At 35.7% G+C, this 12,226-nt stretch carries 13 protein-coding genes; all 13 read right to left on the bottom strand.

Annotation, left to right across the window (positions count from 1 at the left end; translation table 11 throughout):
• Positions 1 to 23 precede the first annotated feature (23 nt).
• The 13 genes from HYG86_RS17360 to topA all read right to left on the bottom strand — a co-directional run bounded on the left by HYG86_RS17360 (position 24) and on the right by topA (position 12,206).
• Positions 24 to 563, bottom strand: a complete 540-nt coding sequence (locus HYG86_RS17360; RefSeq protein WP_213166811.1) for a MotE family protein — start codon at positions 561 to 563, stop codon at positions 24 to 26.
• A gap of 13 nt (positions 564 to 576) precedes the next feature.
• Entirely contained in the window at positions 577 to 1,014 is a 438-nt protein-coding gene (fliJ, locus tag HYG86_RS17355; protein ID WP_213166810.1) for a flagellar export protein FliJ, read from the bottom strand.
• A gap of 98 nt (positions 1,015 to 1,112) precedes the next feature.
• Positions 1,113 to 2,420, bottom strand: coding sequence for a flagellar protein export ATPase FliI (gene fliI / locus HYG86_RS17350; RefSeq protein ID WP_213166809.1), 1,308 nt, complete (start codon positions 2,418 to 2,420; stop codon positions 1,113 to 1,115).
• Complete coding sequence (locus HYG86_RS17345; RefSeq protein ID WP_213166808.1) at positions 2,413 to 3,111, bottom strand: FliH/SctL family protein; 699 nt, start codon at positions 3,109 to 3,111, stop codon at positions 2,413 to 2,415. Before HYG86_RS17345 ends, fliI begins: the two co-directional genes overlap by 8 nt.
• On the bottom strand, positions 3,104 to 4,114 hold the full coding sequence (gene fliG / locus HYG86_RS17340) for a flagellar motor switch protein FliG (protein ID WP_213166807.1): 1,011 nt from the start codon (positions 4,112 to 4,114) through the stop codon (positions 3,104 to 3,106). Before fliG ends, HYG86_RS17345 begins: the two co-directional genes overlap by 8 nt.
• 12 nt (positions 4,115 to 4,126) lie before the next feature.
• Positions 4,127 to 5,629 (bottom strand): flagellar basal-body MS-ring/collar protein FliF, encoded by a 1,503-nt coding sequence (gene fliF / locus HYG86_RS17335; RefSeq protein ID WP_213166806.1) that lies wholly within the window; start codon positions 5,627 to 5,629, stop codon positions 4,127 to 4,129.
• A 33-nt stretch (positions 5,630 to 5,662) separates the two neighbouring features.
• Positions 5,663 to 5,947, bottom strand: coding sequence for a flagellar hook-basal body complex protein FliE (gene fliE, locus HYG86_RS17330; RefSeq protein ID WP_213166805.1), 285 nt, complete (start codon positions 5,945 to 5,947; stop codon positions 5,663 to 5,665).
• Between the two features lie 14 nt (positions 5,948 to 5,961).
• On the bottom strand, positions 5,962 to 6,405 hold the full coding sequence (gene flgC, locus HYG86_RS17325) for a flagellar basal body rod protein FlgC (protein ID WP_213166804.1): 444 nt from the start codon (positions 6,403 to 6,405) through the stop codon (positions 5,962 to 5,964).
• 2 nt (positions 6,406 to 6,407) lie between these two features.
• Positions 6,408 to 6,821, bottom strand: a complete 414-nt coding sequence (gene flgB, locus HYG86_RS17320) for a flagellar basal body rod protein FlgB (protein WP_213166803.1) — start codon at positions 6,819 to 6,821, stop codon at positions 6,408 to 6,410.
• A gap of 160 nt (positions 6,822 to 6,981) precedes the next feature.
• The gene (gene codY / locus HYG86_RS17315; protein WP_213166802.1) at positions 6,982 to 7,761 is read right to left on the bottom strand and encodes a GTP-sensing pleiotropic transcriptional regulator CodY; all 780 of its coding nucleotides are present in this window, start codon (positions 7,759 to 7,761) and stop codon (positions 6,982 to 6,984) included.
• A 66-nt stretch (positions 7,762 to 7,827) separates the two neighbouring features.
• Positions 7,828 to 8,787: a tyrosine recombinase XerC gene (xerC, locus tag HYG86_RS17310; protein ID WP_213166801.1), complete on the bottom strand. Its 960-nt coding sequence runs from the start codon at positions 8,785 to 8,787 to the stop codon at positions 7,828 to 7,830.
• A gap of 55 nt (positions 8,788 to 8,842) precedes the next feature.
• Entirely contained in the window at positions 8,843 to 10,129 is a 1,287-nt protein-coding gene (gene trmFO / locus HYG86_RS17305) for a methylenetetrahydrofolate--tRNA-(uracil(54)-C(5))-methyltransferase (FADH(2)-oxidizing) TrmFO (protein WP_213166800.1), read from the bottom strand.
• A 4-nt stretch (positions 10,130 to 10,133) separates the two neighbouring features.
• Complete coding sequence (topA, locus tag HYG86_RS17300) at positions 10,134 to 12,206, bottom strand: type I DNA topoisomerase (RefSeq protein WP_213166799.1); 2,073 nt, start codon at positions 12,204 to 12,206, stop codon at positions 10,134 to 10,136.
• Between the last annotated feature and the right edge of the window lie 20 nt (positions 12,207 to 12,226).

Genomic DNA, 12,226 nt, shown 5'->3' with positions numbered 1-12,226 from the left:
GGAAGGAAATAATTATAAAATGATTATTGCATCATCTTTTTTGCTAAGCTAGCTGCTTTTTGAGAGTCTAAGGCTGACATGATTTCGGAAGTTTTTTGATTTGTCATATATTGAAAAATCTTCAGGATTTCTTCTTCTTCTAGATGTGATAGTATATTGGCTGCATCCCTAACCTTCATCTGGTTTAAGTTGTTTGCTAAGTTTTGCAATCTTTCATCTTCACTTTCCATTGATTCTAAACGATTATTTAATTGCTCTTCGAATTCATCTAAACTCTTCTCACGGGCTTTTAAACTTTCCTCACGAATATCATATTGTCTTTTTATGTCATCAATTTCTTTTTTTTGCTCTTCTATAACATTCTTCAGTGAAACAATGGTTTCATCTTTTGCTTCGAGTTCTAATGTAAGAGAGTCAATTTCATTCTCAGTTTGCGGAGGATTAATAAAAGGTAGTTTAATGAGCCCCACAGCACTGCCTATAATCATAAAAATAATTATTCCAATAATAAGAGGAACTAATACGAGATACGTTATTGCTTTTAATTTTGAAGCCACATTCATAAAAGGTTCCTCCTTAAATAGTTCTTCTCATACATACTAAGTCATCTAGTAATGATTGCTCTTGGTACTCCTGTTCTTTTTTAAACTCGTAAAACTTTTTCTCTTTTAGTAGATCTATGGTTTTATGTTCTTTTTGTAAGGAGATTGCTTTGTTCCTTGTTTTGTCTAGTATTAACTCCATATTGTTCTTTTGCTTTGTGAAAGAACTTTTTAACCCATTAAGATCATTAATATATCTTTTGTACCCTATAAGGACTTCAATTTGTAGTGTATCTCTTCCTTTGGTTTCTATTGCTTGTCCTAGTGCATTCATTCTGTTGTTAATACCCGAAATTTTCTCTTGGCAGTCCTCTATTTGTGTATTGAGTTGCTGAATTTTACTTATTTCTTCTTTTAGCAAAATATCTTTGTAATCAAGTAATTTTTGTAGATTAAAATTAAATTTTGGCAAATCATTCACCTACTATTTTTTAAGATCCACTACTTTTATTAACAATTTGGCTATATTGCTTTAACCTCTCTAAAGTCAAGTAGCTGTAAGTCTAGAAATTATATCTCCGATAGGGATTTAATTATATGTCCGAATTCAAATTTCTCACTAACCTTCTGCTGTAAGAATTGGTTTATACCGGATATTTTTTTAACGGACTCGTCTATGTCTTTGTTTGATCCTGGCTTATATGCACCAATATTTATAAGGTCTTCGGCGTTTTTATAATTAGCTAGTAATTTCCTAACTTTACCTGCATTTGCTATATGCTCCTCATCAGATATTTCAGCCATTAGCCTTGACAGACTATTCATTACATCAATAGCTGGGTAGTGGTTTTGAGCAGCAATTTTCCTTGATAAAAACACATGACCATCTAAAATACCCCGTACAGCATCTGTTATTGGTTCATTGAAATCATCACCATCTACTAAAACAGTAAAAAATCCTGTAATTGTACCCCTATTACTGGTGCCACACCTTTCGAATAACTTTGGTAGTAGAGTAAATACAGATGGCGTATAACCTCTACTTGTAGGTGGTTCCCCTAAGGAAAGCCCAATTTCTCTTTGTGCCATAGCTAGCCTTGTAACAGAGTCCATAAGCAGCATTACATCTTTACTCTGATCTCTAAAATATTCTGCTATTGCCATGGCAACGAAAGCTCCTTTTAGTCTCACAAGGGGTGGTTGGTCAGATGTGGCTACAACAAGGACGCTACGTTTTAGCCCTTCTTCACCTAAATCTCTTTCTATGAAATCTCGCACCTCTCTACCTCTTTCACCTATTAGAGCTATCACGTTTATTTCTGCAGATGTGTTACGAGCAATCATACCCATGAGGGTACTTTTACCCACACCACTTCCTGCAAAAATCCCCATTCTTTGACCTTTTCCGACGGTAAGCATGCCATCTATTGCTTTTATTCCTACTGGAAGTATCTCTTCTATTCTTGGTCGAGTCAAAGGGTTAGGTGGTGTGTTCATTACGTTGTAAGGTATTAGGTTTTGTGGGTTAGGCTGGCCATCAATGGGTTTTCCTAGACCGTCTAAAACTCTACCCAACAAATCTTCCCCTACCATGACTTTCATACCTGAGCCTAAACACTCTACTTTACAACCAGGTCCTATGTTCTCAATCTCACTTAAAGGCATGACAACTGTCGTATTGTGCTGAAAACCCACTATTTCCCCGAAAATCTCATTTCCCTTTGAACTACGGACTATACAAGTGTCTCCTATGTTGCCCCACGGACCTTCGCATTTGATAGTTAGGCCTGTAATTTCTTGGATTTTTCCCGTGGGTCTTTGTAAGTTACAACTATCAATTATGTTTTTAATATGATTTGTATTTAGTAGTCTAGCCATAAATACTCCTCAATTCACCAACTAATTCCTCTAGTTCTCTATTAAGGTTTTTCATTATATAGCCTTGTTCTGTATCTATATAAATAGTTTTCGGGTCTAACTCATCAGCCACGGTCAATGGGATTACTTCCGATTTATTTGTAAACTTCAAGTAGTCTTGAATTATATCAAAATCCGTTGAGTTAACTTTTATTTCTCTAATTTTTTTATCTGTGACAAGGGGTAGTAATAATTTATAAATTTCTACAATCAAATCTTGCTTATCATTTAACAGGTCACCCACAAGTTTTTGGGCTATATAAAGTGCTATTTCTGTAACATCTTTAGCAGCCTCATTTTTTAACTTGCATTGTTTATTATTGAATTCTGATTCAAGTTCTCTAAACCTGTTTATAAATTCCTGCTGCAGTTTTTCTTGGTCCTCTTTTGCAGATTTCATGCCCTCTTGAAACCCCTGTTGAAACCCTTGCTCTGATGCGAGTCTTTTAAGTTGTTCTGCTTCTTCTTTAGCTTGTTTTATTATTTTTTTTTGTTCGTTTTTAGCGGTTTCTAAGATCTCTTCTGGGGATAATGTTAATTCTAATGTTTGATATTCTTGAAGTGAGTTATCATCAAATACTGGCAGTTTAACAGCTTCTATTTTTCTATAGTCCATGGCTCTGGCTTGGTTACCCTTAATAATTTTAGACAATTATTTCATCTCCCCCGCCGCCTCTAGCTATAATTATCTCACCAGTATCTTCGAGCCTTCTTATTAAGTTAACAATTTTCTGTTGAGCTTCTTCAATATCCCTTAGGCGAACAGGGCCCATAAATTCCATTTCCTCTTGAATTAGTTCAGCTTGACGCTTAGACATATTCTTAAAGATTTTATTTGAAACCTCTTCTGATGCCACTTTAAGTGATAAGGAAAGCTCTTGGTTGTTGACTTCTTTAATAACCTTTTGAATAGATCTATCATCAAGGCTTATTACATCTTCAAATACGAACATCTTACGTCTTATATCCTCTGCTAGTTCTGGGTCATCAACCTCTAAATTCTCAAATATTGTTTTTTCAGTACTTCTATCAACGCGGTTGATTATATCTACTATGACATCTATACCACCTGCACTGGTATAGTCTTGGTTTGATAGGGAAGAAAGTTTTTGTTCTAGTACTCCCTCTACCTCTCTTATAATTTCTGGAGAAGTTCTATCCATAACTGCAATTCTCTTAACTATTTCACTTTGTATTTCAGGGGCTAGTCCCGAGAGAATGATACCACTTTGCTCAGGTTGTAGAAAGGATAACACTAATGCAATTGTCTGCGGATGCTCATTAGCTAAATAGTTTAATAATTGCTGTGGATCAGCCTTTCTTACAAAATCAAAGGGTTTTACCTGTAAAGATGCTGTTAACCTTCCTATTATGTCTAGGGCCTTCTGGTTCCCTAGGGCCCTTTCTAGTACGTCTTTTGCGTAATCAATACCACCTTGTGTGATAAACTCCTGTGCCACACAAAGCTCTTGAAACTCTTCTAATATATGTTCCCTTTCATCGTTAGAAATTTTACGAGCGTTAGCGATTTCAAGGGTTAGTTGTTCTATTTCGTCATCTGAAAGATGTTTAAAAACCTCTGCCGAAATCTCCGGTCCTAAGCTTATAAGGAGAACAGCAGCTTTTTTCTTTCCTGATATTGAGTTTTTTGACATATGAAATCACCCCTATTCTTCCGCTAACCAAGTTTTCAACACTTTGCTAAAACCTTCAGGATTGCTTTTTGCAAGTTTCTTAAGTGTATCCGCTTTGTCTTTGTGTAGATTCAAGTCAATGTCTGGATTAGGATCTGTTGTGGCAGCTATAGGAGGTATTTGGTATTCCTTTTTCTTGCGGGTCAAAAATAATCCAAATATAATTATAGAACCGAAAAGACTACCTAGTATTAGTGCAACATCGCGAGTTAACCATGGTAATTTGATTTCCACAGTTGCATCACCATCTGGTTGTTCCGAAGGAGCCGCAAAAACTCCACCTATTATACTTATTTGATCCATCCTGTTGATTGTATCTAAACCAGACGCCACTGCAACGAAATCATTGATTGCAGTTTTTTCTTGTTCATTTAGCTCTTGGTTCACCATAACTGCAACTGATAATCTTTTAACCGCACCTGGCGCCACAACTAAGTGTTCCTTTACTTGATTGATTTCATAGTTAATTATCTCTTGCCTTCTTTCGGCCTCACTGGAGTTATCGTCTAACCCTGGATAGTATGGGACTTCCCCATCTGCAGGGTTATAGTCCCCAGTATTTCTATACATTTCCTCTAACACTTCCATACTTCTTATTATTCTCTCACCATTGGTCAGTGGGTCGAATAGTTGAGTCTCCCTCACTAGTCGATCAAAGTTAAGCTCAGCGTTTACCTTAACTGCCACCTCACCATAATAGATTTCTAACAAAGAAGTTAAGCTTTGCTCAAGGTTAGTTTGAAATTCTTCTTGTAACTGCATGTTTTTCCTCATGTTGTCAGTTAGGAATTGGTCATCACTGAAAGAGTCACCATCTAGAGGTCTCATGTTTTGATCTGTTAAAAAAACATCACTGGCATCTAAGCTTTCAACACTGTGGGCAACTAAGTGCTTGATTCCCATAATCTGATTTTGGCTTAGGCGAACACCCTGTTGTAAAAACACTGTCACCGCTGCTTTAGCAGGCTCTCTGTCACGTACATAGATAGAATCCTTAGGCATAGTTATTATAACTTGTGCTGAGTTTACTTCCTCAAATAGTTCTATGTTCCTTTTGATTTCACCTTGTAAAGCTTGGAGGTAGAGCATTTGCCTTTCTGATTCAGGTGCAAAACGGCTTATGTTTTCTAACAACTCATATCCAATGACCCCGGAGTTTTTGGGAAGCTGAAGGCTCGCCATATACATCCTAACTTCATCAGCCTTGTCTTTATTCACTTGAAGACCAGTTCCGTCGTCTACAACTTTAAAATCAATATTTCTTTCCCTAAGCTTCATGGATATTTCTGCTATGTCTTGATTGTTTAAGTTTGTAAATACTGTTTCCATATCAGAGCTTAAAAGCAACAAAGATAACATGGTTAAAGTTGTCAATAAAAAAAACATTGCAGCTATAATCTTAACTTTTTCTGTGCCTGGCTTTTCAGTCCAAGAATTTTTAAACTTTTCAACCAGCTCTCCACTTAGTACATTCATTACTTCACCCCTTATATCTAAAAAGCATAGCTACTAAACCTGCATACGCATTATTTCGTTATATGCTTCAACAGCTTTATTTCTCACTTGCATTGTTAGCTGTAAGGCAATACTTGCTTTTTCTGTAGCAATCATCACCGTATGTACATCTATGTCTTCTCCAGCAGCTAGCTTCTTAGTAAGAGAGTCAGCCTCAATTTCTAGTCTATTAACTTCATTCAAGGCATTTTTTAAGTATTCACCAAAACCTGTCTTTTGTTCAGATGCTACGTTTTGCACTTGACTTAAAGGTAAGTTACTACCAATTCTTTGTATCATATATTAAATGCCTCCTATCTACCAATTTCTAAGGACTTTAGAATCATCGATTTCGTGTTGTTAAGTGCTGTTATGTTAGCTTCATAAGCACGACTTGCGGAAATCATATTAACCATTTCCTCAACTATCTCTACATTTGGCATCCTAACTATGCCATTTTCATCGGCATCAGGGTGTCCAGGCTGATATACTTCTAAAAAAGGGCTTTCATCCTCAACGATGGCCACAGCTTTCACACCTTTTTGGGTGTTACTTTTTTTTAACAGACTACTTTTAAAAAATTTATCAAAATTATCTGTGTCCCTTGCTGCAAGGACAACGTTTTTCTTACGATATGGGTCTCCAGAGCTTGTCCTAGTTGTATTTACATTAGCTATGTTTTCTGATATCACATCTAGCTTTAAACGTTGTGCGGTCAGACCAGATGCACTGGTGTTTATAGTGTTAAATAAGGACATATTTATCTCCTCCCTTCGTTAATTACGGATTTTAGTGTGTTATATTTAGCTGTCAACTGTTGAGTCATAGCAGAGTGGTAAAGTGTGTTTTTCGCCATTTCCGCACTCTCTAGCTCTACATCCACATTATTACCATCGGGCCTCATGGATGTGCTGTTATCTCTTATTACAGTGGCCGATAGTTTGTCGAGATTCCTTCTTCCAATGGGGATGTGTTTGTTGTGAGTTAAGTTTCCCTTTATACCTTGTTCGTTAAGGGTCTGTCTAAGAACAGACTTAAATTCTACATCACTACGTTTAAATCCTGGTGTATCAATGTTTGCCATGTTATTAGATAGTACTTGGTGCCTCAGTGTTGCCCCATCAATGGACTTTTCCAATACATTGTAGATAGTACTTGAAAATAAATTACTCATTTTTCCACCTCTTAAAATAGATCTCGTTTTTCCATCTATTTATTATTCGAGTTTTTACGTCAAAATCCTTCTTTTTTCTCACATATAAACTATTAATACTTTAGTCTTACACAAAAGAAAAAGAGGGGTAAAACCCCCTCTTTCAAACGGTTCGAGATATTTAGCTTCTTAATTTTTTCAGTTCTTCCAATAATTTCTCATTTTTGATTTTAATGTAAGTACCTTTCATTCCCAATGAACGGGACTCAATTACACCAGCACTTTCAAATTTTCTTAATGCATTAACTATCACAGAACGAGTAATTCCAACTCTATCAGCCACTTTACTTGCTACTAGTAGGCCTTCGGTCCCATTTAGTTCTTCAAAGATATGTTCAATTGCCTCAAGCTCAGAGTATGATAATGTTCCGATTGCAAGTTGAACAATAGCTTTATTCCTTGCTTCTTCCTCAACCTCTGTTGTTTTAGCTCTGATTATTTCCATTCCCACAACAGCAGCACCGTATTCAGCTAGGATTAAGTCTTGATCTAAAAACTCATCTGCAAATCTTGCTAAAACTAGAGTCCCCAGTCTTTCTCCACTTCCTATTATGGGAACAATAGTTGTAATGTTGTTCTCAAAAAGGCATTTTTCTTCACTGCCGAAAACACAAATATTTTTTGCTTTAATATTTTGCGATGTTTCAGATACCTTTAAAAGTTGTTCGTTATACTCCTCAGGGAATTTACCTGTAGGTAGAACTTCACTTTTCATTATCTCACATTCAAAATCCTTTACAGTAGCAGAGCCTAGGATTTTCCCTTTTCTGCTTGCTACATATACATTAGCAGAGATAATATCCTTCAATACCTCGGCCATCTCACTAAAGTCAACTGTTTGTCCATTGTTTCTTTGTAAAAGTTTATTAATCCTTCTTGTCTTGCTTAGTAATTCTTTCATTTCTTTTCCTCCTATTTCTGTGTTTTAAATTATGTCTTTTTCATGATGTAGTAAAGCAGCTTATTTTTAAGCTCGTGGATGTGTGGACATGTAAATATTTTTTAGTTTGTCTTTGGTTATGTGGGTATAGATTTGTGTAGTTTTAATATTTACATGGCCTAACATTTCTTGCACAGCCCTTAAATCAGCTCCGTTGTCTAGTAAATGTGTAGCAAATGTGTGTCTGAAAGTATGTGGAGAAATCTTGAGTTTAATGGATGCTATATGCATATATTTATCTATAATTCTTCTCACACTTCTATCAGTAATAGCATCTCCAAATTTATTGACAAATAGATATGAATGTTTTTTATTTTTAGTTAATGTCCCACGAGATAAGTCAATGTAGCGAATTATATAATCACAAGCAATACTACCTATAGGCACATATCTTTCTTTACTACCCTTACCAGTAACTAAAATAAGACCTCTTGATAATTGCAGGTCTTTTAGTTGGATACCTACTAGTTCACTTACCCTAATGCCAGATGAATATAAAAGTTCCATTATTGCCCTATCTCTTAAACCTAATTTGTCTGTCAAGTCTGGGCTTTCTATCAAATCTTTCATCTGATCTTTATACAAAAACTTTGGCAGTTTTTTTTCGCTTTTCGGTGTGTGAATTTTTGATATGGGGTTATTTTCTAAATAGTTAAATTTAGTTAAGAACCTGTAAAATGACCTTATGGTAGAAAGTTTTCTAGTTATGGTTTTTTTTGCGTAATTACAACCTTGTAAGTATGCTAAATATCTTCTGATTATTAAATGATCTTTTAGCTGCGTCGAGTCTCCACTTTTTTGCTCTTCAGTTGAGTCTTCTTCTAGGTCTTGATATATAATGCTAAGATTTTCTCTGTGATTTTGTGCTAAAAATAATTGGAATTGTACAAGATCTGCTTTGTAATTTGTAATGGTATGATGGGAGCAATTTTTTTCTACAGCGTAAGATTGTAAGAAATCCTCTACTAATCTATCTAATTTCTCCATGGAATCCCCACCTTTAATATAATAGCAAAGGTATTTTTATTTAGCAAGACAAATATTATATATTTTTCATAAAATTTATAATTGTATCTAGGGCTCTATCCTTATAGTACTCATATTTTTGTTTTTTGTCACGTATTTTCTTTTCCGGTGGTATAAATAGACCGAAATTTATGTTCATAGGTTGAAAGTTTTTACTAGAGCTTTCTGATACATAATTGACTAATGAGCCTATGGCTGTTTCCCTGGGAAAAGCTTTGTCATGGATGATACCATATGCCGCTGCCATTCCAGTAGCCATTGCTTCTACATATCCTTCTGAGCCAGTTATTTGTCCTGCGAAAGATATCTTAGGGTTACTTTTTAGTTGTAGCTTGTCATTTAAAACTTCTGGCGAATTTATGTAGGTGTTTCTATGCATTACCCCGAATCTAACAAACTCAGCATTTTCTAACCCAGGTATCATACTAAAGATACGTTTTTGCTCTCCCCACTTTAGATGGGTTTGAAATCCTACTAAATTATATAAAGTTCCTTCTTTATTGTCTTGTCTCAACTGAACAACTGCGTGGTATCTTTCGTTTGTAATAGGATCTTCTAAGCCCACTGGTTTCAATGGCCCAAAGGTTAAAGTCTGTTCACCCCTTCTAGCCATTTCCTCCACAGGCATACATCCTTCAAAATAAATCTCCTTCTCAAATTCCTTAACTGGTACTACTTCTGCCCTGACAAGTTCTGAGTAAAAAGTAGTATACTGTTCCTTTGTCATGGGACAATTGACATACTCTCCTTCACCTTTCCCATATCGAGATGCGTGAAAGGCTACATCCATATTTATCGATTCCTTTGTTACAATAGGTGCTGCTGCGTCGTAGAAGTAAAGATATTCGCTTCCAGTAAGTTGTTTTATTGTTTCAGCCAATTCACCTGACGTAAGGGGGCCGCTGGCTACAACAACTTTGGTATCAAAGTCTAAATTTTTAACTTCTTCATTTATAACCGTTATGTTAGGATGAGACTTAATCCGTGCTGTTATTTCTTCACCAAATAGAGTACGATCAACTGCAAGGGCTCCACCAGCAGGAACCTTTGTTTTATCTGCACACTCTATTAAAAGAGAGTTTAATTGTCTTAATTCTTCCTTTAATAGTCCCACTGCATTTGTAGGACTTGCTGCCCTCAATGAATTACTGCAGACCAGCTCTCCAAATAAATCACTATGGTGCGCCGGTGTACTTTTTTTAGGCCTCATTTCATATAAATCAACTTGATAGTTATTATTAGCTAATTGCCAAGCACATTCGCATCCTGCTAATCCTGCTCCGATTACAATTACTTTATCCACTTTTTCAACTCCTGTCTTTTACATAGCCACATTTTGAATCACTACAGATAATTTTTTTATTGTTTTCTCTACCTTTTTCCACTAAAAATTCGTTACAATTTGGACACTGCTCTCCAATTGGTTGATCCCATGATTGGAATTCGCAATCAGGATAGGTGGAACAGCCGAAGAACTTTCTTCCTTTTTTTGTTTTTCTAATAACCACTTTTCCTTTTTTACACTTAGGACATTGGATATCCAATTCTTCCACTAACGCTTTTGTATTTCTGCATTCTGGAAATCCTGGGCAAGCTAAGAACTTCCCAAAGCGCCCAAGCTTGTATACCATATTTCTTCCACATTTCTCGCATACAACGTCACTTTCAACATCCTTTATTTCCACCTGGGGGATATTTTCTTCAGCTTTTTCTAGGTCAATCTTAAATGTTTTATAAAAATCTTTTAAAAGATCTTCCCATGAGGTTTCCCCTTCTTCCACTTTATCTAATTTGTCCTCCATCTCAGCTGTAAAGGATATGTCTACTATCTGCGGGAAGTGCTCTAGCATCAAATCTGTCACTATTTCCCCTAGTTCTGTTGGTATAAATACCTTCTTATCCTTTATTACATAACCCCTGGCAGAGATTGTATCTATTATGGGTGCATAGGTACTTGGCCTGCCTATCCCTTTTTCTTCAAGGACCTTTACTAACATTGCCTCTGAAAATCTTGGAGGAGGCTGCGTGAAATGTTGTTTTGGATGGTAATTTAAGAGTTTAAGTAATTCTCCTTGGGAAACATTACCTTTGAAAATTTGTTCCTCTTCTTCTATTTCGTCTTTACCTTCTAAGTATACTTCGGTAAAACCAGTGAACTTAATTGTAGAACCCGTTTGCCTAAATACATAATCACCATTTTTTATATCAATTGTCAGTACATTATAAACTGCCGAGGCCATCTGTGATGCAATGGTTCTTAACCATATAAGTTTATAAAGCTTGTATTGCTCTTTTGATAGAAATTCTTTTATGGACTCAGGGTCGTTTGTTATTTCTGTAGGTCTAATGGCTTCATGGGCCTCTTGGGCATTTTTCTTATTTTTAAATGCACGAATTTCTTTATGAAGATACTTCGTACCATATTGAGAATCTATCATATCCCTTAAACTGGTGATAAAATCATCGGATAATCTAGTGGAGTCAGTTCTTATGTAAGTAACTAGACCAACTGAACCTTTTTTACCTAATTTTATTCCCTCGTATAATTGTTGTGCAACCATCATTGTTTTCTTAGGTGTAAAATTAAGTTTTCTAGCTGCTTCTTGTTGTAAATTACTTGTGGTAAATGGTGGTGCAGGATGTTTTTGTCTTTCCGACGTTTTAACGTTACTTACTGTAAATTCACCCTTATCAAGCTGAGAAATTACATTATTTATTTCTGATTCAGTGGATATTTCTATTTTTTCACCCTTGTATGTAATTAGCTTTGGCAAAAGAATATCTTTATCTTTGCTATTTAATTCAACCTGTAAAGACCAGTATTCCTTAGGGATAAATTCATTAATTTCCCTTTCCCTATCAACAATCAATCTTACAGCTACCGATTGAACCCTACCAGCACTTAATCCTTTTTTAACTTTCCTCCATAGTATAGGGCTAATTTTGTAACCCACGATTCTATCTAATATCCTTCTAGCTTGTTGTGCATCAACTAATTGCTTATCTATAGGGCGTGGCTTTTTAAAAGCATCTTTTATGGCATTTTTAGTAATCTCATTAAAAACAACTCGACACTGTTGTGTGCCATCTATACCTAGGCTATTTGCTAGGTGCCAAGAAATTGCTTCCCCTTCCCTATCAGGGTCTGTTGCGAGATATATTTTACTAGCCTTATTCCCAGCTTTTTTAAGTTCTTGTAGTATTTTACCCTTACCACGTATAGTTATATATTTTACTTCAAAGTTTTCTAAGTCTACTCCCAGTTGACTCTTTGGCAAATCAATTATATGGCCCATTGATGCATCAACCTTGTAATTTTTACCAAGGAATTTGTTTATTGTTTTTGCTTTTGATGGTGATTCCACTATTACTAAATTCATAAAAAACCTCCTAAAAAGTG

It is taken from the genome of Alkalicella caledoniensis (assembly GCF_014467015.1).
In the GTDB taxonomy this organism is placed as follows: Bacteria; Bacillota; Proteinivoracia; order Proteinivoracales; family Proteinivoracaceae; genus Alkalicella; species Alkalicella caledoniensis.
This window is presented reverse-complemented; position numbering and strand designations above follow the sequence as displayed.

Excerpts from the sequence above, each read along its gene's own strand:
- flgC (WP_213166804.1), bottom strand. The coding sequence starts at position 6,405 with ATGTCCTTATTTAACACTATAAACACCAGTGCATCTGGTCTGACCGCA.
- fliF (WP_213166806.1), bottom strand. The coding sequence starts at position 5,629 with ATGAATGTACTAAGTGGAGAGCTGGTTGAAAAGTTTAAAAATTCTTGG.
- fliE (WP_213166805.1), bottom strand. The coding sequence starts at position 5,947 with ATGATACAAAGAATTGGTAGTAACTTACCTTTAAGTCAAGTGCAAAAC.
- fliG (WP_213166807.1), bottom strand. The coding sequence starts at position 4,114 with ATGTCAAAAAACTCAATATCAGGAAAGAAAAAAGCTGCTGTTCTCCTT.
- HYG86_RS17360 (WP_213166811.1), bottom strand. The coding sequence starts at position 563 with ATGAATGTGGCTTCAAAATTAAAAGCAATAACGTATCTCGTATTAGTT.
- flgB (WP_213166803.1), bottom strand. The coding sequence starts at position 6,821 with ATGAGTAATTTATTTTCAAGTACTATCTACAATGTATTGGAAAAGTCC.
- codY (WP_213166802.1), bottom strand. The coding sequence starts at position 7,761 with ATGAAAGAATTACTAAGCAAGACAAGAAGGATTAATAAACTTTTACAA.
- topA (WP_213166799.1), bottom strand. The coding sequence starts at position 12,206 with ATGAATTTAGTAATAGTGGAATCACCATCAAAAGCAAAAACAATAAAC.
- xerC (WP_213166801.1), bottom strand. The coding sequence starts at position 8,787 with ATGGAGAAATTAGATAGATTAGTAGAGGATTTCTTACAATCTTACGCT.
- fliI (WP_213166809.1), bottom strand. The coding sequence starts at position 2,420 with ATGGCTAGACTACTAAATACAAATCATATTAAAAACATAATTGATAGT.